Source organism: Gilvirhabdus luticola, from assembly GCF_040117515.1.
GTDB classification, from domain to species: Bacteria; Bacteroidota; Bacteroidia; order Flavobacteriales; family Flavobacteriaceae; genus Gilvirhabdus; species Gilvirhabdus luticola.
Map to the genome: position 1 here is coordinate 130,198 of NZ_JBEEEN010000006.1, position 25,213 is coordinate 155,410.

Here is a 25,213-nt window from a genome sequence, read left to right on the forward strand (position 1 = left end):
ATGAGTAACAAATTATATAAAGAATTTAAGCCTTCATCTTGGGCCATAAACAACAAAACTGTTATTTATGTGATCATTGCCATTTTCCTGTTTTTAGGAATTTCAGCATATTTTAGTTTACCACGAGAAAGTTTTCCTGAAGTAAAAGAAACAAAAATATATGTAAGTGCTCCATATCCTGGAAATACTGCCGAAGATATAGAAAAGCTTATTGTCGATCCTTTAGAAGATAGAATTAAAAACATTAGTAATATAACTGAAGTATTATCAACTTCTCAAGAAGATTACGGAATGATTGTGGTTGAATTTGACGAAAACATTACAGTCGAAGATGCCAAGCAACGAGTAAAAGATGAAGTAGATAGTGAAAAAGCATCAGAAGATTGGCCAACATTTAATGGCGCTAAAGTAGAGCCTAACGTATTTGATCTTGACTTCTCTGAAGAAATCCCTATTCTAAATATTAATCTAACAGGAGATTATCCTGTTGATAAACTCAAAGAATTTGCTGAAATTCTTCAAGACGATATTGAAGATTTAGAAGAAATTAAGGCAGCTGATATTCGAGGCGCTCAAGAAAAAGAAGTTGAAGTTGCAGTTGACATATATAAAATGATGGCTGCCAAAGTAAGTTTTAATGATGTTATTTCAGCTATACAAAATGGTAACGTTACTTTGAGTGGTGGAAATCTTATTACAAGCGGACAACGTAGAACTGTACGTGTCATTGGTGAAATAGATGAACCTAAACAATTAGAAAATTTTGTGGTAAAATCTGATAAAGGAGCTGTCTATTTGCGTGATATTGCCACAGTCTCTTTTATTGATGAAGACCATACAACATTTGCTCGAGATTTTGGTAAAAATGTAGTAATGTTAGACGTTAAAAAACGTTCTGGCAAAAACATGGTAGCTGCAACAGAAGCTATTTATAAAATCATTGATAATTTACAAGAAACCAATGCTATCCCTAAAGATGTTAATATAACAACAGCAAATGACCAGTCTGAAATCACCCTAAACCAGGTACAAGATTTAGTAAACAGTATTATTTTCGGAATAATTCTAGTAACGACAGTTTTGATGTTTTTTCTAGGGTTTAGAAATGCACTATTCGTTGGGTTTGCGATACCAATGTCTATGGTTATGGCCTTTATGATTGTACAAATATTAGGCTATACCATGAATACTATGATTCTTTTTGGATTAATCATGGGACTTGGTATGTTGGTAGATAACGGAATTGTACTTGTTGAAAATGTCTATCGCTTAATGGAAGAAGAAGGCATGAGTCGTATTGAAGCTTCAAAAAAAGGAATCGGAGAAATTGCCATGCCAATTATTATTTCAACCTTAACAACTGTAGCGGCTTTTATACCATTGGGCATGTGGCCTGGAATGATGGGCGAATTCATGATTTATTTCCCAATTACACTGTCTATAGTTTTAGGGTCTTCTTTATTTGTTGCTGTTTTCATTAACTCTGTAATGGTGTCACAATTTATGAAAATTGAAGAAGACACCATTCCAATGAAAACTCTAATAAAAATATCTATAATTTTTGTCTTTCTAGGGCTAATTATCTATTTTGTTGGAGGCGCATATCGTGGTATAGGTACCTTACTCATATTTATTGCAGCACTTCTTTGGGGTTATAAATATGTAATTAAAGGATTAACTCATACTTTTAAAGACAAGGTTTTACCACGTTTAGAAAATTGGTACGAAAATCGATTACGATCTGCATTAAGAGGAAGAATGCCCTACATTTATATTGCTGGGACAGTTATAATTCTTATTATTTCATTTATTACATTTGGTCTGTCTGTAGAAAGTAAACGTACTAAAATTGAATTCTTTCCAGACAATACGCCAAAGCAAATTATGGTGTATATAGAATATCCAGAAGGTACAGCTATAGAAAAGACGAACGAAATTACCAAAGACATTGAAAACAGAGTATATGGCATTATTAGAAGCGAAAAATATACAGATTCAGACGATGATAGTAGAAATTTCCTGGTAGAATCTGTAGTGTCGCAAGTTGGTGAAGGTGCTGGAAACCCATTTACAGATGGTGGTTCTGCAGCTGAAATGCCTAACAGAAGTAAAATCACCGCTACCATGCGTGAATATAAATTCCGTAGAGATGCCAATAATAACATCATTGACAGCGAAGAACTGCGAAAAGACATTCAAGATGCTCTAAAAGGTGTTTATCCAGGTGTTTCCATTTCAGTTGAAAAGGATCCCGTTGGACCACCAGCTGGTTATCCAATTAACATTGAAATTGAAGGTCAGGATTATAACCAATTAATAACTATAGCAGAAAATATCAAGAAATTTATTGACAGCAAAAATGTGCCTGGTATTGATCAATTGAAAATTGATGTAAACAGAGGAAAACCAGTTACTCGAGTTGATATTGATCGTGAAAAAGCAGGCGAATTAGGTGTTTCGGCAGGGCAAATTGGTCAACAATTACGCAACTCTCTTTTTGGTGCAAAAGCTGGTGTTTATAAAAAAGATGGAGAAGATTATGATATCAATGTGCGATTCAATGAAGATATTAGATATAACACAAGTGCTTTGTTTAATCAGAACATCATTTTTAGAGATCAAGCTTCAGGGCAAATAAAAGAAGTTCCCGTATCAGCAGTTGCTAAGCAGGTAAATACCTCATCATTTAGTTCTATAAAACATCGAGATTATAAAAGAGTTGTAACGGTCTATTCAGCATTAGCTCCTGGATTTATTGATGCTAACGTTGTTGTAGACCAAATTAAAGTAGAAATGGAATCCTATAGTGATACTTATGGAGAGCTTCCTAATAATGTTAATATAGATTATACAGGCCAACTAGAAGAGCAAGCTAAAGAGCAAGCGTTCTTAAATAAGGCGCTTTTGGCTGGTTTAGGTTTAATTATGCTCATTTTAATTTTTCAATTTGGCTCTATCTCAAAACCAACCATAATAATGGGAGCTATCTTTTTAAGTTTCGCTGGCGTATTTTTAGGGTTGGTTACAACTGGTTGGTCATTTGTTATTATGATGACTATGATGGGAATTATTTCCCTCGCTGGAATTGTGGTGAACAATGGTGTAGTATTACTCGATTATACACAACTATTAATTGATAGAAAAAGAGCTTCAATGGAAGGAATTAATGTCGCTGAACGATTACCAGTTGAAGATATTAAAGAAGCCATTATAAAAGGTGGAAAAGCCCGTTTAAGACCCGTATTATTGACAGCCATAACTACTGTTTTTGGATTAATCCCATTGGCAATTGGGTTTAATATAGATTTCTTTACACTGTTTAATAACTTTAACCCGAATATTTATCTTGGTGGAGATAATGTCATATTCTGGGGACCGTTGGCTTGGACTGTTATTTTTGGGCTAGTGTTTGCGACCTTCCTAACCTTAATTATTGTACCTATATTATTCTTTTTGGTTAATAAACTAAAACGTAAAATATTCTTTAGAAAACAAATTAGCGTGTAGTTTTTGTGTCAATCTTCATTTCAAAAAAATATAAAGCCGAAGCAATTACTTCGGCTTTATTTATAACCCTGTTTAAAATTCTTTTATTAGAATTTATAGTTTAGTGCTAAATTAAACACAGTACCTAATTGGCCCAATTGCTGAACTTCAGAAGAATAAACAAATCTACTTCCTGCCTGTGCAGTTCCTGTAGACGCTTTAGTTACATCTGGATATACATCAAATAAATTATTGATTGTGCCTGTTAAACTAAAATTATTAGTAAAATCATAAGTCACTCTAATGTCTGTTGCTAATTTTGAAGACAACTCTTGATCAAACTGTGGTCCATTAGGTGAAGTAATAGTTACTTTTCCAAATAGTGTATTATATAGCCCAATACCTAATTTATTACACTCATAATCTAAAGCAAAAATAATTTTAGACTTTGGTCTTGCGCTTGTAATCAAACCTTTCTCTATTCTCTCAAAAATATTATATCCTTCAGCAGCTAATTGGTCCGGAGTGGTAATTGCATCAATTTCTGTTTTATTAAAGTTAGCAGCCAAACTTGAATGTAACCTACCTTCTGCTCCTATCGCAATGTTTCTATAATTCAAAATAATATCTGCTCCAGTAGTTTTTGTGTCTCCTGCGTTAATAAAGAATTGCACTGCTGTTACACCGTACTGATCAAGAATATCTTCAACTGGATTTGTTGGGTTCCCAGGCGATCCATCTTTATATCCAATTTGAGAAGAGAATAAAACTCGATCATCAACTTTAATATTATAAAAATCAGCAGATGCAGTAAAATTGTTACTAAACTTATAGGTTATACCTGCTGAAAAGTTTTTAGAGGTTTCAGCAAACAAATTTGGTACTCCTAAAGCTTCAACCGCTGGGTTATTATTTGCTAATGTCCCTTGTAATAATGGTTCTGGAGAGCTAGCAACGATGATATATTGGCTATTAGTTAAATGACGTTGGTGAAGTGTTGGTGCTCTAAAACCAGTACTGTAAGATGCTCTTATTGCTCCTTTATCTCCAAGTTTAAAACGTCCGTTAATCTTCCAAGAAGTATTATCACCAAAATCAGAAAAATCTTCATATCGTAATGCTGCTCCTATTAATAAAGCATCTGTGATATCAAAATCTAAACCTGCATAAGCCGCGAAGTTGTTTCTGTTCCACTCGCCAGATTCTTCGGGCTTAATTCCTGCAAACGAATCAGAACCAGCACCATAATAAGACAGAGGATCTCCTTCATTAGCATCAAAATATTCTTTTTTATACTCAAATCCTCCAGAGAAACTTATCATATCAGAAAAAACTTTGGAGAAGTCTAAATTTCCAATAACATTGGCTAAACTATAACCACCTGGATTAAAAGTTCTTGGTGAAGTTCCATGCTCCGCTAAATAATCTCTATTAACAGAATTATTTACAGTATAGCTTACAATATTTTTCCCATAAGTAAGACTAGCATCGGCATTCCAATGACCTCCAAGATCCATATTTAAACCTATTACATCAAGATGATCTTTAATTCTTGTTTCAAATGTTGGTTGATACCCCTGAAAATTTTCTGAAGGTGTAATAAAGTTAGCGTCTGCAACATCTCGTCTCCAATATGGAGCTCTATAGTATGCAAAACTTCGCCCTGTTCTTAATGTATAACCATGAAAAGTATAAAATTCAGAATTCTCACCAATAGGATGTGAAATGTTCACAAAAACATCTCCTTTTTCTAAATCAGGTTGGCCAACATGCATCCCTAAATCAGGATTGTTTTGAGCCCATGCAATTTCATTTGGTCTTGCATCAGCTGGTAAATCAGCAACACCTGGTGTACCAGCCCTATTTGTAAGTTCTTGGTTATAATACCCTAAAGTAAAGTTAATTGTACCACCATTACCAAAAGGTAAAGTAGTATTAAAATCTGTAGCAAAATTAAATCCGTCTCCTTCAGATGTTATACCGGTTCTTGCAGAAAATGTTGAAAATTGTGCATCTTTTTTTAGTACCATATTCATAACACCAGCTATCGCATCTGAACCATATTGTGCAGAAGCACCATCTCTTAATATCTCTACACGCTCTATTGCTGCAATAGGAATACTTTTTAGATCGATTCCAACTTCACCTTTCCCCGGCGTTCTGTTTAAGTACACTTGTGCACTTTGATTTTTTCTTTTACCATTAACCAATACCAGAGTTCTACTAGGTCCTAATCCTCTTAAATCTGCAGGATCATAATGAGCCGTTGCATCAGAAATAGCTTGGTTTTGTGCGTTAAAGGAAGGCACTTTGTAGGTCAACATTGCTTCAATTGTAGATTGACCTCCACCGGTTAATTCTTCAATTCCAATATTATCTATTGGAACTGGAGAATCTAAAATAGTTCTTGGTTTTGACCTATTACCTAATAAAATAACTTCTTCAAGTGCCACGCCGTCTTGCAATGCAATTGAAACACTTTGCGAGGATGTTACCTCTGTTTCTGCAGTATCAAAACCTACAGAAGACACGACAACTGTAACTGGAAAACCATCTACATTTAAAGAAAAATTTCCGTCAAAATCGGAAGTAGTTCCAGTTGTTGTCCCCTTAATAATAATGTTTGCTCCAGGTAGAGGGTTTCCTGTGCTTGCTTCAGTAATTGTTCCGGTAATTGTTTCTTGAGCAACAACTACTGCGGAACTTAACATTAAAAAAAGCATGAAAAATTTGGAAAGTAATAATTTCTTCATAGTTAAATTGGATTAGTTAATATTGTGTAATTTGCGAAAAAAATAACTATTAACCAATTTTTTGTTAAAAAACATAGTCTGATTTTATTGAATTTACAACATTTAATCACGATTTTTAGATATTTAATATTTTGAAAATAAGACCCTAATTCTTTAAAATATAACATCATATCTTACTAAATTTGCACATCAATTTTTAACTATGTATAGAAGTCATAACTGTGGTGAATTAAGAGCATCGGATATTAATACAGAAGTCAAATTATCTGGTTGGGTCCAAAAAGTTCGAGATAAAGGGTTTATGGTTTGGGTAGATTTACGAGACAGATATGGCATAACTCAACTTATTTTTGATGCAGAAAGAACACCTAAAGCAATATTCGAAAAAGCTCAAAAACTAGGTCGTGAATATGTGATTCAAGTTCAAGGAAAGGTTATTGAAAGAGCTTCAAAAAACCCTAATATTCTAACTGGAGATATAGAAATATTAGTTTCAGAATTAACTATTTTAAATGCGGCTTTATTGCCACCTTTTACAATTGAAGATGAAACAGATGGAGGTGAAGAATTACGAATGAAATATCGTTACTTAGATATTCGCCGTAATCCAGTAAAAAACAGCCTAATTTTCAGGCATAAAGTAACTCAAGAAGTTAGAAATTATTTATCTAAAGAAGGATTTATTGAAGTAGAAACGCCATATCTCATTAAATCTACTCCGGAAGGTGCACGCGATTTTGTAGTGCCAAGTAGAATGAATGAAGGTCAATTTTATGCGCTACCACAATCTCCACAAACCTTTAAGCAATTACTTATGGTTGGTGGCATGGATAAGTACTTCCAGATTGTAAAATGCTTTAGAGATGAAGATTTACGCGCCGACAGACAACCAGAGTTCACGCAAATAGACTGTGAAATGGCTTTTGTCGAACAGGAAGACATCCTAAATGCTTTTGAAGGATTAACGCGTCATTTATTGAAAGAAATTAATGGTATTGAGGTAGCACAATTCCCAAGAATGTTATATGATGATGCTTTGCGTTTGTATGGAAATGATAAACCAGATATTAGGTTCGGAATGCAATTTGGTGAACTGAATCAAGTAACACAACATAAAGATTTTGGTGTATTTAACAATGCCGAATTGGTTGTCGGTATTGCAGTTCCTGGTGCAAATAGCTATACTAGAAAAGAAATTGATAATTTGATCGATTGGGTAAAACGCCCACAGATTGGTGCTTTAGGAATGGTGTATTGCAGATGTAATGAAGATGGCACGTATAAATCTTCTGTCGACAAATTTTATGACCAAACAGATTTAGCAAAATGGGCTGAAATTACTCAAGCTCAATCTGGAGATTTAATTTGTGTTTTGTCTGGAGAAACAAATAAGGTGCGTGCACAATTAAGTGCTTTACGTATGGTGTTAGCTGAACGTTTAGGTTTAAGAAATCCTAAAGAATTTGCACCTCTGTGGGTTATGGATTTCCCTTTACTAGAATGGGACGAAGAAACAGAACGATACCATGCGATGCATCATCCGTTTACTTCACCAAAACCTGGACAATTAGAATTGTTAAAAACTAATCCTGGAGAAGTAAAAGCAAATGCTTATGATTTGGTGTTAAACGGAAATGAAATTGGTGGTGGATCTATAAGAATTCATGATAAAAAGACTCAGGCATTAATGTTTGATTATCTCGGATTTACTGAAGAAGAGTCAAAAGCACAATTCGGTTTTTTAATGAATGCTTTTGAATATGGCGCGCCACCACACGGTGGTTTGGCATTTGGGTTGGATAGATTGGTAGCCATACTAGGTGGTCAAGAAACCATACGTGATTTTATAGCTTTTCCAAAAAACAATTCAGGGCGCGATGTGATGATAGATGCTCCTGCTCCAATCGATGATGAACAACTTAAAGAATTGAATCTAAAACTTAATTTAAAATCATAAATATTAAATCCTGCCATGGCAGGATTTTTTAGTAGTTTTAGTATATGCCAAACCAAACATTATTAAAAAGATTTTTAATTTGGAGATATAAACACATCTCGCAAAAGAACTTTGTTTTTTTATTAAGTATAATAATCGGATTACTCGCTGGTTTAATTTCTGTTATCATTAAAAACATCACCTTTGGAATTGAATGGTTTTTGGAAACTATAACTTTTTCTAATAATAGTTTTTATTTTATTTTTCCAATAATTGGCTTATGGCTGGTTTATCTTTTTGTCAAGCATATTTCTAAACAACGTATAGAGCATGCGATTCCGAGCATATTATTTTCTCTTTCAAAAAAAGATGGTTTACTTAAACGTAACAAAATTTATCTCCCATTAATTACTGCGCCTATTACAGCTGGTTTTGGTGGTTCAGTTGGATTGTTAGGCCCTGCTATAGCTTCAGCTTCCGCGGTAAGTTCTAACATCGGGCAATTATTTCATATTGACAGAAAAACAAGAACGTTATTAATAAGTTGTGCAGCGGCAGGTGCAATTGCTTCGATTTTTCAATCACCCATTGCAGCCATTATTTTTGCCATAGAAGTCTTTAGTTTAGATCTTACTTTTGCATCACTTCTACCTTTGCTATTGGCTTCCGTTTCGTCAGTTTTAACTTCTTATTTTTTTGTTGGAGATGGTGTACTTTTTAGTTTTGATGTTTCAGATAAATTTGTTCTAAAAGATACATTGTTTTATATAGCTCTAGGGGTTGGTACTGGAATTGGTTCCATTTATTTTTATAAAATATATTTTTTAGTTTATTCTTTTTTCAATCGATTTAAAACAAGCAAACAACGTCTTATTGTTGGTGGTTTGACTATTGGCGTTATGTTATATTTTATTCCACCACTTTATGGTGAAGGATTTGGTTTTATAAATGATTTATTGCATAATAACTATATACATGCTTTAGGTAAAACACCTTTTGATTCACATTTAGATAATATTTGGGTGGTAATTGCATTACTAATTGGTATTACAATTTTTAAAGCTATCGCAATGACTACAACTTTTGCAGCTGGTGGCGCTGGTGGAATCATAATACCTACTTTAGTTATGGGTAGTGCATTAGGAAATGTAGTTGCAAAAGTCATCAACAATATAGGTTTAAATTTCCATGTCTCTGAAGCAAATTTTACACTAATTGGTATGGCAGGTCTTATAGCTGGAGTTCTTCATGCGCCATTAACCGCGATCTTTTTAATTGCTGAAATTACTGGTGGATATGAGCTTTTTGTTCCTTTAATGATTACAGTTTCGATGTCTTTTATTATTACTAAAAATGTTATTGAACATACTATATACACTAAAGAATTAGCAGAAAAAGGAGCACTTTTAACTCACGATAAAGATCAAAGTGTTTTAACTTTAATGACATTAGATAGTGTAGTTGAGAAGAATTTTGTGGCATTACATCCAGAAATGACTTTAGGTGAAATGTTACATAAAGGAGTTGCAAAATCCAGCCGAAATTTATTTCCTGTTATCAATGAAAACAAACAACTTGTTGGTATAATTTTGTTAGATCATATTAGAGATATCATGTTTGATCAATCTCTTTATGAATCAACAACTGTAGAAACCTTTATGCAAAGTCCTCCAGATTTTATTCAATTTGAAAAAGACTCGATGAAAGTAGTAATGCGTAAGTTTCAAAGTTCTGGTGCATGGAACCTTCCTGTTATTAAAAATGAGAAATATTATGGGTTTGTATCAAAATCTAAACTTCTTACAGCTTATAGAAGAGAGCTTATTAATTTTACAAAATAAAATGAAATATATTATCGCGTTTTTTCTAATTATAACTTTAGGCAGTATTCTAGCAGGCTATTTTCTGGACGTAAAATATTCTGAAAAACTTATTGGTTTTGGTGTTGTTGGTTTGTTTGTAATTGTATTTCCTTTGTTTTCATATTATAGATGGAAAAACAAAGACCTGAAAGATTATATGATAACGAAAGAAAACCTAGATAAGATGCGCGAGTTTAAAGACAAAAACTAATTAATTCAAATTTCGGCGTTCAATAAAAAATCGTTTCAAAAGATTTGCAGTTTCTTCTTCTAAAAGGCCTCCTTTTATTTGAGTTTTTGGATGTAATTTAGTTTTCATATTTATACATCCTCTATTCAAATCTCTTGCGCCATACACTATATTACTTATTTGGCTCCAGTACAAGGCTCCAGCACACATTTGGCATGGTTCGATAGTCACATAAAGTGTACAATTTATAAGATATTTTCCTCCTAAAAAATTAGCTGCTGCAGTGATTGCCTGCATTTCTGCATGTGCCGTAACATCGTTTAATGTTTCGGTTAAATTATGCGCTCTAGCAATAATTCTATTGTCGATAACAATAACTGCTCCAATGGGAATCTCTCCTTTTTCATAAGCCAATTCAGCTTCCTGAATAGCTTTCTTCATAAAATATGTATCGTCAAAAGGATTTACCATAATTGCTAAAATACAAATTCATTCTCGTACTTTTGCTTTGTGCAAAATAATCTGTTAGAACATATTAATTCGCCTAAAGACCTCCGTCTTTTAAATCCAAAGGAATTACCTCAATTTGCTCGAGAATTACGCAATTTTATTATCAATATTGTTGCAACAAAAGAAGGTCATTTAGGAGCTAGTTTAGGTGTAATAGAATTGACTATTGCTTTGCATTATGTTTTTAATACGCCTGAAGATTTGCTGATTTGGGACGTTGGGCATCAAGCCTATGGACATAAAATATTAACCGGTAGAAAGGAGATTTTTCATACTAACAGACAACTTGGTGGTATAAGTGGTTTTCCAAAAAGAGATGAAAGTGAATATGATACTTTTGGTGTTGGTCATGCTTCTACATCTATTTCAGCAGCATTAGGTATGGCCATTGCTTCGCAATTAAAAGGTGATTTTAGCAAAAATCATATAGCAGTAATTGGTGATGCAAGTATCGCAAGCGGAATGGCATTTGAAGGGCTCAATCATGCTGGTGTTACCAATGTAAACTTGCTAGTTATCCTAAACGATAATGCTATTGGTATTGACCCAAGTGTTGGTGCTTTAAAACAATACTTAACCAATGTAAAAAAAGGAACTCAAAAGCAAGATAATATTTTTGAAGCACTAAATTTTGATTATTCTGGACCAATTAATGGACATGATATTGAAGCTATTATATCAGAATTAAAAAGACTTAAAAAAGTAAAAGGCCCAAAATTTTTGCATGTCATTACCACTAAAGGCAAAGGCTTAAAACAAGCCGAAGAAAATCAAGTTAAATATCATGCTCCTGGAAAATTTGATTCTAAAACTGGTGAAATTTTTGTAAAATCTGAAACCGTTGAGCCTCCAAAATATCAAGATGTTTTCGGATATACAATTGTAGAACTTGCAAGAGAAAACAAAAATATTGTTGGAATTACGCCAGCAATGCCAACTGGAAGTTCCTTAAAATATATGATGGAAGAAATCCCTGAACGTGCCTTTGATGTTGGTATAGCCGAACAACACGCTGTTACTTTGGCAGCAGGAATGGCGTCTCAAGGGCTTATTCCATATTGCAATATTTACTCTACATTTTTACAACGTGCTTACGACCAAGTCATTCATGATGTAGCTTTACAAAATCTTCCTGTAATTTTCTGTTTAGATCGTGCAGGTTTGGTTGGCGAAGATGGAGCCACACATCATGGTGTTTTTGATTTGGCCTACTTAAGATGTATTCCTAACCTCATCATTTTTGCGCCTAGAAATGAAATTGAATTAAGGAATATTTTGTACACAGTTCAACTAGGATTAACAAATCCTATTGCCATTCGCTATCCAAGAGGTCGAGGTGTCACAATTGATTGGAAACAACATTTTTCTAAAATTGAAATTGGTAAAGGTGTACAAATAAAAAAAGGGAATATTCTAGCTGTTTTAAGTATTGGCTCAATCGCAAAAAATGTGAGTGAAGCTATTGAAGAACTCAATGTGTCACATTATGATATGCGTTTTTTAAAGCCATTGGATGAATTCTTGCTACATGAAATCTTTCAAAAATACCAACACATTGTTACTATTGAAGATGGTGTCATTAAAGGTGGTTTTGGCAGTGCGATATTAGAATTTGCATCAGAGAATGGTTATACAAATCCCATAAAAGTTTTAGGAATACCGGATAATTTTATCCAGCATGGTAGTGTAGATCAACTTCAAAAATCTATTCAATTAAATTCTGAAAGTATAAAAAAACAAATCATTAGTCTACTCTAATTTTGAGTATAATATTGATTTACTTCAGCTTCAGAGGTGTCCTTATTGTTAGCCTCATTTATAGCTAATAGACACGCAAAAGTCACAAAAAAAATAACAATAGCACCTAGTAGGTTTTTTTTCATTTTTGGTTAATTTATAATTTAAGGCGTAGTAAACATATTTAATTTATCGATAAAATACAAATTTATTCGATAAAATGCGCTAAACTTTAAAATTAAAAATCAAACCCTTTTATCTTTCTATAGCTCATTATTGCTTTGCTGTCTGATAATAAAGAAACATAATGACAAATATTTAGCAGTTGGTCATAAAGGTTTTTATGATCTGTATTGATTGTTTTTGGAAGCTGTTTTAAAATAAGCTTGTCATAGTTTGATAAATTATCATTAAACTTATTTTGAACTGCTGTTATGTATACATGAAGTAATTTGTTTATGACTTCATAACCAGCAATTTCTTTATCAACGACTTCTTGAGATTCATAAATATTTTCAACACTCATTTTTATAATATCATTTATTTGTGCTTCATATTTACTTCTGTCTAACAACGCCGTATTAAATTCACCTTTCAAAATAGCCTCTTCGTTTTTTATAAAAATATCTACGGCTTCAAAAATTAATGTATTTATTGCTAAAGCTCTTAAGTAACTTACTCGGTCTTGAGTGTTCTTTAATTGATGATACTTTTTAGTATTTATGGTATCTCTTACCAAATTGATTAAGTATTCAAGAGCAAATTCTTCTTGAATTAACCCTAAATTTATACCGTCTTCAAAATCAATTATCGTATAACAAATATCGTCTGCGGCTTCGACCAAAAATGTTAATGGATGTCGCGAAAAACTTGCGTTATCTCTTTTTCCTCTTTTTATTAATCCTAACTCATTTGCAACTTCGGAAAATGCTTCTTTGTCACTTTGAAAAAAGCCATATTTTTTATCTGTAATATGATTGGTAGGTTTTTTAGGTAATGATTCTTTAGGATACTTCATAAAGGCTCCAAGTGTTGCATAACTCAAGCGTAAGCCACCTTCTCTGCCATCTCTACTTTGTGTTAAAATTTTAAATCCGTTAGCGTTACCTTCAAAATCGCATAAATCTTGATATTCTTTTTCAGTCAGTTCAGTTTTAAATACTTTACCTTTTCCTGTCTTAAAAAATTCGCCTATGGCTTTTTCTCCTGAATGTCCAAAAGGCGGATTACCAATATCATGAGCCAAAGATGAAGCTGCTACAATAGCACCAAAATCATTAGCTTGATATCCGTGAACACTTTGTAAATGTGGGTGTTTGAGTAGTAACTTTTGACCTACTTTTCTACCTAAAGAACGACCTACTACACTTACCTCGAGACTATGCGTAAGGCGAGTATGAACAAAATCTGTTTTAGATAGCGGAACAACTTGCGTTTTATCTTGAAGACTTCTAAATTCTGATGAAAAAATAATACGGTCATAATCTACTTCAAACCCTAAACGTGTTTCGTCTTGCTCTTTTCGAAGTCTTTTATTTGTGTCACCAAAACGTTTTAATGATAATAATTGTTCCCAATTCATAGTTTAAAATTAAGCCTTGGCAAGATAACCAAATTCAGTAAAAATAAAATTGAAATTTGGTAACATTAAGATAACATTTTAATGACAGTTGCTTAATAATTAGGTAACATTTTAAAAACAGTAATGTTCTTTATTTGCTTAATAATTTCAGGTGTTATATGAAACCACTTTTAATTTCTTTAGTTATGCTTTTTTCAGGATTTTGTTTTGCTCAAAATACTGGAGCTATAACAGGCATGGTTCTAGATGGCGAAATGGATAACGCTCCTTTAATACTTGCTAATATTTCAGTTGAAGGCACATATATAACCTCTACTTCGGATGAAAATGGATATTTCTATTTTGAAAACATCGAAAATGGCATTCATACTTTGCTTTTCGATTTTGTAGGTTATGAGACAAAAGAAATACAGATTCAAGTAGTTTCAAATAAAGAAACTATAGTTGACGCTTCACTAATTGCTAGTAGTGTTTCCCTTAACGACCTTGCTTCTTTAATTGGAAATGGTAGTACAGCAACTGCAAATATTGAGGATAAGGCTTCGCTATAAATCAACTACAATTTTTAAGCTTTTTAAAACTTTCAATTTAGTTCTCTTTATAAATTATTGTAGCTTTTGACCTTTAATGGATTACCATTTCATGTTAAATTAATGTTTACAGATTGTATTTTTAGTTATAACCTGTTAACCTTTAAATAACTTTTTCATTACTGTAGTTTAATTCTTAGGTAACATCTTGTTTACAGTATGTGTCTTTCTTTGTGCCAAGTTTTTAAACAAGGAAATGAAAAAAAACATACTAATATTTTCAATATTCTTAACCACAGTTTTGCAAGCTCAAAACACTGGTTCAATAGTAGGAAAATTAATAGATAAAGAATACAATGATGAACCTTTGGCTTTTGCCAATGTTTTAATAAAAGGAACAACCACAGGAACAACTTCAGATATAGATGGTCTTTATGCATTTAATGATTTAGAAGTAGGTCAATACACTCTAATTTTTAGTTTTGTTGGTTATGAAACAGTAGAAATTGAAGCTAATGTTGAAGCAGGCACAATAACCGAAATTAATGTCCCTATGGGTGCCAGTGCAGCTTCTCTTGATGAGGTTGTTATTACCACAACAACAAAACGAGAAAGCGAAGTAGCACTTTTATTAGAGCAGAAAAAAGCCGTTGAAATAAAACAAAGTATTGGTGCAGAAGAGCTTTCAAGAAAAGGTGTTAGTGATGCTGCAGAAGCGGTATCAAAAATTTCTGGTATATCAAAACAAGAGGGTTCTAGTAATGTTTATGTAAGAGGTTTAGGCGACAGATACTTAAACACAATGTTAAACGGGTTGTCTTTACCTTCAAATGATGTGAATAAGAAAAATATAGATTTAAACCTATTTTCTTCAGACATCATAGAAAATGTATCAGTAAGTAAATCATATTCATCAAAATTTTATGGTGATTTTTCAGCAGGAAATGTAGATATCTCTTCAAAAAATTATAATGGAAATGGTTTTTTTGATACTACAACAGGTATTGGGTATAATACAAATGCATCAGGCAAAGATTTTGTAAGAAGTGAAGGTACTGGTTATTTTGGGTATTATGGAAGATATGAACACAATCCCTTTGCAATAATCCTTTCACACGGAATTGATCCAGTAGATGGTGGCACTCCATTAAATATTAACTATGGAGCAGCAGCAGGTAAATCTTTTGTTTTTAAAAACAGTTCTCGTTTAAGTCTATTTGTAACTGCATCTTTTGAAAATGGTTATGAATATAGAAAAGGAGAAGCAGTTGATTATACACTTACAGAGAAAAAAGCTTTTGATGCCGCAGAAGAATATGAATATTCTACTACAACTACAGCTATGGCTAATGTCATTTATAGAATAGATGAAAATAACGAATTAAAGTATAACAGCTTATTTATTAATAATTCATCTGATGTTGTTGGTTATTTCGGCATTGATGGAGGCGGAAGAAATAGAGATGCACAATTAAATACTGATGAAGGGTTTTATCAAATGAATGTTCAATTTGATCAAACCAGAATGTTTGTCAATCAAATTGAAGGAAAGCACACATCTGGCGAATTTGATTTCGATTGGGGTTTAGGGTATAACATTGTCTTTGCCGATCAGCCAGACAGAAAACGAATTAGTTTAGAAAACTATCAATACGCTTTAGATAACGATTCAAACACCAATCCAACATTCTATAGTAATGTGGTTTTTGATAACCAACGTTATTTTCAAAATATTGAAGATGAAGAATTCAACAGTCGATTGAATTTAGCTTATAATCTTTCTGAATCTGTAAAACTAAATTTTGGTTATAACGGAAAATATAAAACCAGAGATTTTGAAAACATAAGATATGGTTACGATATTGTTGATTCTGATTATCCTATTACAGATGTACACAATTTTAATGATGTCATAAACCTAGAGAATTTAAGAGTAAATCCTAACGATGATACTGGTATTTATTTAATTAAAGTTATCAACACAATTCCAAATTTATCAAATACCAACAGGCCTGGACTCCCAGAAAACACATACAGCGGAACACTAAACATATATGCCGGTTATGTTGATGCTGAAATTAAAGCAGGTGAAAAATGGTTGTTTGTTCCTGGAATACGAGTAGAATCTGTTGATCAAGAAATAAGTTATGATGTCATTAACCTTGGAAATAATGGTAAAGCAACCATTCGCTCTTATGAAAATTTTTTCTTACCAAGTCTAAATATAAAATATGCATTAAACGATGATCAAAATCTACGTTTTACAGCAAGTCAAACAGTGTCTCTTCCAGAATTTAAAGAAGTAGCTCCATTTGTCTACGAAGATATTGCAACACGTATTGGTGGTAACCCAGATTTATTGGGTTCATCAAATCCAGATTTTCTAAATGTAAGTGATAAATCATATTCTAAAATTTTAAACTTCGATTTAAAATATGAGTGGTTCTATAGCAAAAGTGAAATAATTTCAATTGCAGCATTCTCAAAAGAAATAAAAAATCCAATCAATTTAGTAGTTGGTGCAGATGCAACTGGAACACAGCGTTATTTCAGAACTGGTGATAAAGCCAGAGTTTATGGTGCAGAAATTGAAATAAGAAAAACCTTGATTAAAACGAATGATGATGCAAAACTTTCTTTAGGTTTTAATGCAACCTATATGAAAACTGAACAAGATTTGTACAGTGAGATAAATGGAACTTACAACTTATCCTTTAATAGAAGAAAAGACGATTTACAAGGTGCTTCTCCCTTATTAATAAATGCCGATATTAATTATTCACCTGTATTCAATAATTATAAGCCTGTAATCAACTTCGTGTATTCATACTTTTCAGATAGAATTGATGCATTAGGTTCTGGTCAACTAGGAAACGTTATTGAAAAAAGTGTTTCAACTTTAGATTTCGTCTGGAAAAATAATTTCAATAATAGATTTGAAATTAATTTAAGTGCAAAAAATTTACTAAACCCAACAATAAAATATGTTAGAGAAACAACATTAGGTGATGTTGTTGTAAACTCGGCAAACGGAAAAGGAATATCAAACTATAAAAGAGGCATGGACTTAAGTCTTCAGCTCAAATATAAATTTTAATAAACAAAAAGCAAAAATTAATTAAACAATAAAATGATGAAAAATAACTTATTTCTAGGATTAGCAATAGCAACGATGCTTTTCTCTTGTACTACTGATGATACTGCTGATATTATTATAAATGATAACAGTGATAACAGTGTAGTCAATAATAATACTACCGGAGGTGGCGCAAATACTGGTCAAACTATTTTCTTATCCGGAACCTACACAGAAAACTTAACGTTAGATCCAATTAACACTTATAAAATTAATGGTTCTCTAATTATGGCTTCAGGAACCACACTTACAATTCCTGCTGGTATGACAATTAAAGGTTTAGCTACTGGAGCAAATGTATATATTGCAATAGCGCAGGGCGCAAAAATTATAGCCAACGGAACTGCAAACGAACCAATCGTTTTAACTTCTGATGCGTCTTCACCTGCTGCTGGAGATTGGGGCGGATTAATAATACTAGGTAAAGCACCTATTAACTCGGTTTCAGGTAGCGCAACCTCAACTTCTGAAATTGCTAGTTTACCTTACGGTGGTACAGACTCGGCAGATGATTCAGGTTCAATAAGCTATTTAAGAGTTGAATATTCTGGTGGCGCTGCAGATGGACAATCTGAAAACAATGGTTTATCTTTTTACGGCGTTGGTAACGGAACTTTTGTTTCTCATGTAGAATCTTTTGAAGGAAAAGATGATGGCTTCGAGTTTTTTGGCGGAACCGTAAATGTTGATCATTTAGTAGCAATTAACAATCAAGATGATTCTATTGATTGGACTGAAGGATTTACAGGAACCATTACTGATGCTTATGTAAAACATGGTGAGGATCACGATAAAGGTATTGAGGCCGATGGTTACAATACAGATTTTAGTAACGAAGGTGGATATTTTTCTAAACCTATAGTAACTAATCTTCATATTGTTGGTTTAGGGTCTTCTACAGGAAATGAAGCTATCAGATTAAGAGCTGGAACACAAGGAATCTTTAATAATGTACTAATTGTAGGCTTTGAGGAAGGTTTTGATCTTGATGGTGACCAAGGAGACAACCCAACTGGCGCAGGTGTATTAAGTGGCGATTTACATGTAACAGATGTAACGTTCACAGATGTAACAACAAAATTAAAAAACGATACTGGAGAAACTTTTACTGAAGCAGATTTTATTTCTGGTGACGGAAATGGTACAGGTACTGACTATGCTTCTTGGGGAGCTGGATGGACCATTGAATAAATCTATAACTTATGATCCTTAAAAAAGCATCCTTAAAAAAGGATGCTTTTTTTTATTAAAGATTGTTAAACAAGGCTTATTCAACACTTGCAATCTTATTTTCATTATAATCTACTATTTTAACGGTTTCATCATTATTCCAATAAAACCATTTGCCGACTTTCTTCCCATTATCGTAATTTGCAGAAACAATTTTTTTGCCTTCTGTGTCAAAACTTAACCATTCACCTTGCAACTTACCATCTAAAGTGTAAGTCCCTGTTTGACTTACTTCTCCATTGTCATGATAATAAACTACCTCAATAAGATTAGTGTCTTCATTAAGTTTTAAATCTCTCTTTTGTTGAGCAAAAGAAGCCACAGTAATTAAAAAGACAAAAACAAAACAAATGTTCTTCATAATTATGGGTTTATATTTAAATACAAATGTAAATATTAATTAACATTAAATCAATATTTACATAACATTAAATTAACATTGTGCATGTATCACATTGATTTCAAGCTATTTCATTATAAAACACAAATAGTAAAGTTTAATAATTAGTTAATGATTGGTTTACATTTATGTCATTCCAAATCATGATTTTTGTTCTTGTCTTAAGACAAATATTAGTATTTCATATAATCTATTAGTTTTTGTCGACTATATTATCATGATTTCTAAATGACTGCCTTTGGCCAAGGCAGTTTTTTTATGATTTAAATTTAATGTTTTGGAAACATTCAATTAACACTAGTTTTAGTTCTTTGCAGCGACAAAAACTAATACTTATAAATGACATCTAAAGCTTCACTCACAGCAATATTAATCTTATTTCTTTTTAACCTTAATGCTCAAGAAATCAAATCTCCAAAATTTGGTAAAGGATTATTTAATCTTGTAGGGCAAGATAGTTCTTGGACTATGAAAATTGGTGCAAGAGTTCAAATTTCAAGTCTAGCACTTTGGGAAAATGAAGATGGTAAATTAATTAATCCTGAAACAAATATATTAATTAGGAGATCTCGTTTAAAATTTGATGGTTATGCATTTAGTCCTAAACTAAAGTATAAAATTGAATTAGGGTTATCCAATAGAGATATTTCAGGAGCATCAGAATTTACAAGTAATGCTCCAAGGTATATCCTTGATGCCGTTATGAAATGGAATTTCTATGAAAATTTTGAATTGTGGTTTGGTCAAACAAAACTACCTGGAAATAGAGAAAGGGTCATATCTTCGGCAAACATGCAACAGGTTGATAGATCTCTTTTAAATAGCAGGTTTAATATTGATCGGGATATTGGTATTCAATTAAGACACCATACTTACTTATCTGAAAAATTTTTAATGAGAGAAATTTTTGCGCTTTCTCAAGGTGAGGGACGTAACGTAACATCAGGAAATTTAGGTGGTCATCAATATACTGGTAGAATTGAATTTTTACCATTCGGTAAATTTGAAGGTAAAGGGGACTATTTTGGTTCAGACTTAAAAAGAGAACAAACTCCAAAACTATCAATTGGATTTACATTTGACCATAACAATAATGCGGTAAAAACAAGAAGTAATTTAGGAAGCTATATGTTTATTGATGATACTGAAGATGAAGGTGTTAGTGGACGCTTTTTTGAAACTAATACTAACACACTTTTTATTGATGCGATGTTTAAATACAAAGGATATAGTTTGATGGCAGAATATGCAGATCGAGATGCTTCAGACCCTATAGCAAAAAACTCTGATGGAACAGAAACGGGTGATATAGTTCAAGTTGGTACGGGTTTAAACCTTCAAACAGGTTACTTATTTAAAAACAATTGGGAGATTTCTGGTCGATACTCTAATATAAAGTTAGATAAAAATATTACTGGAAAAAATCCAGAAAACCAATATACGTTGGGGTTGTCCAAATATATTGTGGGACATAGTCTAAAAGTTCAAACAGATATTAGCTATTTGGATGTTGATACAGAAAACAACTTTTTAATGTATAGGTTACAGTTCGACATACATTTTTAAAATATAACCTTTTAGTAACATTTTATTCAAAAAGACTTAAGATATTTGCAAACTATTTCTAATTAAATTATGGAAAATATATATTTATTAATGATTATTGCTTTGGCTGGTTTGGCCATTGCCGATTTGGTTGTTGGGGTAAGCAATGATGCGGTAAATTTTTTAAATTCAGCAATTGGTTCTAAAGTAATTTCCTTTAGAACTATTATGATTGTTGCCAGTTTAGGCATTTTCATTGGGGCTATATCTTCAAGTGGGATGATGGAGGTTGCCCGTAAAGGTATCTTTAATCCTGGTGCATTTATGTTTGATGAAATCATGTACATTTTTATGGCCGTCATGATTACAGATATTCTATTACTCGATTTCTTTAATACATTAGGAATGCCAACATCAACTACGGTCTCAATTGTATTCGAATTGTTAGGTGCTTCTGTTGCCATGGCTTTAATCAAAATTAGTGCAATTGACACCGAGACAATTTCTGATTTGGCCAAGTATATTAATTCTGACAAAGCCATTCAAATTATTTCGGGTATTCTCCTTTCGGTGGTAATTGCCTTTACTGTCGGAGCTTTAGTTCAATGGATATCTAGATTGATATTTTCATTTCATTTTGAAAATAAGATTAAGAATTTTGGAGCTTTTTTTGGAGGCATAGCCTTATCTTCAATAACCTACTTTATTTTCTTCAAAGGTCTTAAAGGCACTCCTTATTATAATGACTTACAAGGTTTTATTGAAGGTAACGAATTAATAGTTATTGCTGGCAGTTTTATTCTTTGGTTTTTATTTTCTTTATTATACATCAGGGTGATAAAAAGAAATATTTTAGCATTTATAATTACAATAGGAACATTTGGTTTGGCACTTGCATTTGCAGGTAATGATTTAGTGAACTTTATTGGTGTTCCAATGGCGGCATACCACTCCTATGAAGCCTGGATAACTTCAGGAATAGATGCTTCTTCTTTTGCTATGGTTGATTTGGCTAAAAAAGTACCAGCAGAACCAATGCTTTTACTTATTGCAGGTGGTGTTATGGTACTAACTCTTTGGTTTTCAAAAAAGGCTCGTACAGTTACGGATACTGAAATTGGATTATCTACTCAAGGAGAGACAAGGGAAAAATTTCAGCCAAATTTACTTTCAAGACTTGTTGTTAGAGGTGTGAAAAATGCGAATGCTTATGTAGGTGCAATTTTACCAAAATCTGTTCAAGAGTCAATTAATTTAAAATTTGAAAAGCCAGTCATTCAGTTGGCAAGAAATAAAGATTTTAAAGTTCCTGCTTTTGATGCTATTCGGGCTTCAGTAAATCTTATGGTAGCTGGAGTTCTAATCTCGATTGCAACATCATATAAATTGCCTTTATCTACCACCTATGTAACCTTTATGGTTGCCATGGGTACATCATTGGCAGATCGAGCTTGGGGAAGTGAAAGTGCGGTCTATAGAGTAGCAGGAGTATTAAATGTTATTGGTGGTTGGTTCTTTACTGCATTTAGTGCATTTCTTGCTTCTGCTATTATGGCATATCTTATTCATTTAGGTGGACCAACAGCTATTGCGATTTTGTTATTTATTGCTATTTTGATATTGGTCAGAAATTATATTTCGCATAAAAGAAAATCTGAAGAAATTAAGGAAGAAGATCGTTTGAAGAAAGCAGAAAGTAGTTCTATTCAAGGAGTTATTCAGGAAAGTGCCAGCAATATTGCACATGTTGTAAAACGCGGTAATAGAATTTATTCAAATGCTATTGTTGGTCTTGCCAAACAAGACTTGGCATTGCTTAAAAAGAGTAAAAAGCAAGTTCTTAAACTGTCTGGTGAGATCGATGAGTTGCGTGATAACATTTTTTACTTTATTAAAAATTTAGATGATTCAAGTGTTGGAGCTAGCAATTTTTATATTAATATTCTAGGTTATTTGCAGGATATGGCTCAATCATTAGAGTATATTTCTAAAATAAGCCATAAGCATATTAATAACAATCATAAAAAACTAAAATTCAATCAAATCAAAGAATTAAAAGTCATTGATGATAAATTAGAAATACTTTTTGCCGATACAGAGAATGCTTTTAAATCTCGTTCTTTTGAAGAAATTGGAGCCATCCTAAATGAAAAGGTTGAACTTTACAGTATGGTGAAAGAAAAAATCCAAACTCAAGTAGAACGTACGAGAAGTGAAGAATCAAGCCCAAAAAACACTACGCTTTATTTTAGCTTATTGTTAGAGACCAAGGATTTATTAAATGCTACTATGAATCTAGTTGAAGAGTATCATGAAGCCCATGACTCATCAATAAAACCTGCTACTATCCAGGTTAATGATGAAGAAATTATCGATGGTAAATCTCAAGAAAAAGAAGAATAAAATCATTAAAATATAATTATATTCTTTTAAAAAAAGCTCTCAAATATGAGAGTTTTTTTTGTGAATTTTTCATTGAGAATCTACATTATTTTCTAAAATTGAATCTCTATTACCGTACAGTAGTTCTGCTACTTCTATTAATTGTTTAACGGTGTCGTTAACATTGTCGTTATCATTAACTAAAGACGAAGCCATTTCGGCATCGATAAGGTCTTTTCTTATGAGCCTATCTATTTGCTTGGTGCTCTTGTGTATGTTGTCTTTGGCTTCTTGCTTTAGCTCTTGTAACTTTTGATAATAATCCGCATTATTCTCTTCGGTTCTAAATAAATAGATTATTCTTAAAACTTTAGCTACCTTTTTTCTAAACTTATCATACTCCTTTTTAATGTACTTATTATCAGAATTTAAATATTTCGACACATTTCTACCAAGCTCCGAAGTGCTTTTAATAGACTCCACCATCTTTCTGTTGGCAACTTTTATTTCAGAAACTTGATTATGCTGCTCTTTTGTTAGACTTAAAGTACTTTGAGCAGTTGTTGCGAACCTTATAATTTCTCCATAAATGGTTTTTACTTTACTTACATAAAGTTCTCTCACATTTGTTTTTAAATCTTCCTGTGATTTTTTAATTACTTTTTTAATTTTCTCATCAGACATTATATCTTCTCTATGAATATTCATAGTGTGTGACACAATTTCGAAAATGGCATTTTTAAACAAATATTTAGTCTCTTTTATTAAAGATGCGATTGCTGTTTCAGGAAACTGCAATGCTTTTTTATCTAAAAATTTGGGTTCGTCAATAGCTTTGTCCATTTCAATTTTAGCAGGAACGAATTTTTCTACTAACCTAGCTATTGGATTAACAAACCAAACGAGAAGAAATGTGTTAATGATATTAAACATTGTGTGAAACAGCGAAATTGCAACAGGAATAGCTGCCGCATTTACATATGGTGAGTCTGAACCCAATTGAGAAGTAATCCAAGTTATAAATCTCAAGAATGGATAAAATAGAACTAGCATCCATAATACTCCAATTAAGTTAAATATAAGATGAGCTCTTGCCGTTCGTTTTGCCTGGTAATTTCCAACTAAAGCTGCTAGATTAGCCGTAATTGTTGTACCTACATTTTCGCCTAAAACCATAGCTGCTGCCAATTCAAAAGGTATCCAACCTTGTGCACACATAATTAAAGTTAATGCCATGGTTGCACTTGACGATTGTATTATTACGGTTAACAGTGTACCAATAAATAAGAATAAAAGAATAGAAAGATATCCTAAATCAGTATATCGGGATAAAAATGCTAAAATTTCTGGATTGTTCTTTATGTCTGGCATTGCTTCCTTTAGAAATTGAAGCCCAATAAAAAGTAATGCAAAACCAATAATAAAATTTCCCCAATGAGTAGATTGCTCTTTTTTAGAAAATGTAAAGACAAATCCAAATCCAACCAATGGAAGAGCAATGGCACTCATACTAACCTTGAAACCGAGTATTGTAATTAACCAAGCTGTAATAGTTGTACCTATATTTGCTCCCATAATAACACTTATAGATTCGGCCAGAGTTAACAAAGAAGCGTTTGAAAAACTCACAACCATAAGTGTAGTCGCTGATGAAGATTGTATTACAGATGTAATTAAAAAACCTGTCAATATTCCAAAAAATCTATTGGAGGTCATTGTTGCAAGTATAGAGCGCATTTTATTTCCTGCCAGTTTTAAAAGTGCATCACTCATCACTTTCATACCAAAAAGAAAGAGTCCTAATGACCCTATTAATTGCAAAATGTCAGTAAAACCGTAGCTCATATACTATTTCAGGTTGTCGACTAAAAATATAGCCTTAAAACTACAAAAAATAAATAATGAGATTATAATATTTCCATTTGATTTACTCT

The 25,213-nt window shown here is 32.5% G+C and carries 16 protein-coding genes; 10 read left to right on the forward strand and 6 right to left on the reverse strand.

Annotation, left to right across the window (positions count from 1 at the left end):
• Entirely contained in the window at positions 1–3,507 is a 3,507-nt protein-coding gene (locus AAFP94_RS11110) for an efflux RND transporter permease subunit (protein ID WP_316662803.1), read from the forward strand.
• Between the two features lie 86 nt (positions 3,508–3,593).
• Here the strand turns inward: AAFP94_RS11110 and AAFP94_RS11115 are convergent, their stop codons facing one another.
• Positions 3,594–6,239: a TonB-dependent receptor gene (locus AAFP94_RS11115; protein ID WP_316662804.1), complete on the reverse strand. Its 2,646-nt coding sequence runs from the start codon at positions 6,237–6,239 to the stop codon at positions 3,594–3,596.
• A 202-nt stretch (positions 6,240–6,441) separates the two neighbouring features.
• Here AAFP94_RS11115 and aspS point away from each other — a divergent pair, with 202 nt between their 5' ends.
• From aspS to AAFP94_RS11130, 3 genes are read left to right on the forward strand one after another with little or no spacing between them, the layout of a single operon-like run.
• Complete coding sequence (aspS, locus tag AAFP94_RS11120) at positions 6,442–8,196, forward strand: aspartate--tRNA ligase (protein WP_316662805.1); 1,755 nt, start codon at positions 6,442–6,444, stop codon at positions 8,194–8,196.
• A 44-nt stretch (positions 8,197–8,240) separates the two neighbouring features.
• Positions 8,241–10,016 (forward strand): chloride channel protein, encoded by a 1,776-nt coding sequence (locus AAFP94_RS11125; RefSeq protein ID WP_316662806.1) that lies wholly within the window; start codon positions 8,241–8,243, stop codon positions 10,014–10,016.
• A 1-nt stretch (position 10,017) separates the two neighbouring features.
• The gene (locus tag AAFP94_RS11130; RefSeq protein WP_316662807.1) at positions 10,018–10,248 is read left to right on the forward strand and encodes a hypothetical protein; all 231 of its coding nucleotides are present in this window, start codon (positions 10,018–10,020) and stop codon (positions 10,246–10,248) included.
• Here the strand turns inward: AAFP94_RS11130 and AAFP94_RS11135 are convergent, their stop codons facing one another.
• Positions 10,249–10,698, reverse strand: a complete 450-nt coding sequence (locus AAFP94_RS11135) for a nucleoside deaminase (protein WP_316662808.1) — start codon at positions 10,696–10,698, stop codon at positions 10,249–10,251.
• Positions 10,699–10,737: 39 nt separating this feature from the next.
• On the opposite strand from AAFP94_RS11135, the gene dxs reads away from it, so the two are divergent.
• The gene (gene dxs, locus AAFP94_RS11140) at positions 10,738–12,495 is read left to right on the forward strand and encodes a 1-deoxy-D-xylulose-5-phosphate synthase (protein WP_316662809.1); all 1,758 of its coding nucleotides are present in this window, start codon (positions 10,738–10,740) and stop codon (positions 12,493–12,495) included.
• On the opposite strand, the gene AAFP94_RS11145 is transcribed toward dxs, so the two are convergent.
• Positions 12,492–12,620 carry a hypothetical protein gene (locus tag AAFP94_RS11145; RefSeq protein ID WP_316662810.1) on the reverse strand — a complete coding sequence of 43 codons (129 nt, stop codon included), beginning with the start codon at positions 12,618–12,620 and terminating at the stop codon, positions 12,492–12,494. The two genes, dxs and AAFP94_RS11145, sit on opposite strands and share 4 nt — an antisense overlap.
• Before the next feature lie 92 nt (positions 12,621–12,712).
• On the reverse strand, positions 12,713–14,056 hold the full coding sequence (locus AAFP94_RS11150) for a deoxyguanosinetriphosphate triphosphohydrolase (protein WP_316662811.1): 1,344 nt from the start codon (positions 14,054–14,056) through the stop codon (positions 12,713–12,715).
• 158 nt (positions 14,057–14,214) lie between these two features.
• Between AAFP94_RS11150 and AAFP94_RS11155 the strand changes: the two genes are divergently transcribed.
• The 3 genes from AAFP94_RS11155 to AAFP94_RS11165 all read left to right on the forward strand — a co-directional run bounded on the left by AAFP94_RS11155 (position 14,215) and on the right by AAFP94_RS11165 (position 18,913).
• On the forward strand, positions 14,215–14,607 hold the full coding sequence (locus AAFP94_RS11155) for a carboxypeptidase-like regulatory domain-containing protein (RefSeq protein WP_316662812.1): 393 nt from the start codon (positions 14,215–14,217) through the stop codon (positions 14,605–14,607).
• A 235-nt stretch (positions 14,608–14,842) separates the two neighbouring features.
• Complete coding sequence (locus AAFP94_RS11160; protein WP_316662813.1) at positions 14,843–17,683, forward strand: TonB-dependent receptor; 2,841 nt, start codon at positions 14,843–14,845, stop codon at positions 17,681–17,683.
• 36 nt (positions 17,684–17,719) lie between these two features.
• Positions 17,720–18,913, forward strand: a complete 1,194-nt coding sequence (locus AAFP94_RS11165; protein ID WP_316662814.1) for a multidrug transporter — start codon at positions 17,720–17,722, stop codon at positions 18,911–18,913.
• 76 nt (positions 18,914–18,989) lie between these two features.
• Here AAFP94_RS11165 and AAFP94_RS11170 read toward each other — a convergent pair whose 3' ends face one another.
• The gene (locus AAFP94_RS11170; RefSeq protein WP_316662815.1) at positions 18,990–19,313 is read right to left on the reverse strand and encodes a toxin-antitoxin system YwqK family antitoxin; all 324 of its coding nucleotides are present in this window, start codon (positions 19,311–19,313) and stop codon (positions 18,990–18,992) included.
• Between the two features lie 378 nt (positions 19,314–19,691).
• Here AAFP94_RS11170 and AAFP94_RS11175 point away from each other — a divergent pair, with 378 nt between their 5' ends.
• Positions 19,692–20,918: a porin gene (locus tag AAFP94_RS11175; RefSeq protein ID WP_316662816.1), complete on the forward strand. Its 1,227-nt coding sequence runs from the start codon at positions 19,692–19,694 to the stop codon at positions 20,916–20,918.
• A 69-nt stretch (positions 20,919–20,987) separates the two neighbouring features.
• Positions 20,988–23,300 carry an inorganic phosphate transporter gene (locus AAFP94_RS11180; RefSeq protein WP_316662817.1) on the forward strand — a complete coding sequence of 771 codons (2,313 nt, stop codon included), beginning with the start codon at positions 20,988–20,990 and terminating at the stop codon, positions 23,298–23,300.
• Positions 23,301–23,369: 69 nt separating this feature from the next.
• Here the strand turns inward: AAFP94_RS11180 and AAFP94_RS11185 are convergent, their stop codons facing one another.
• On the reverse strand, positions 23,370–25,124 hold the full coding sequence (locus AAFP94_RS11185; protein ID WP_316662818.1) for a Na/Pi cotransporter family protein: 1,755 nt from the start codon (positions 25,122–25,124) through the stop codon (positions 23,370–23,372).
• Between the last annotated feature and the right edge of the window lie 89 nt (positions 25,125–25,213).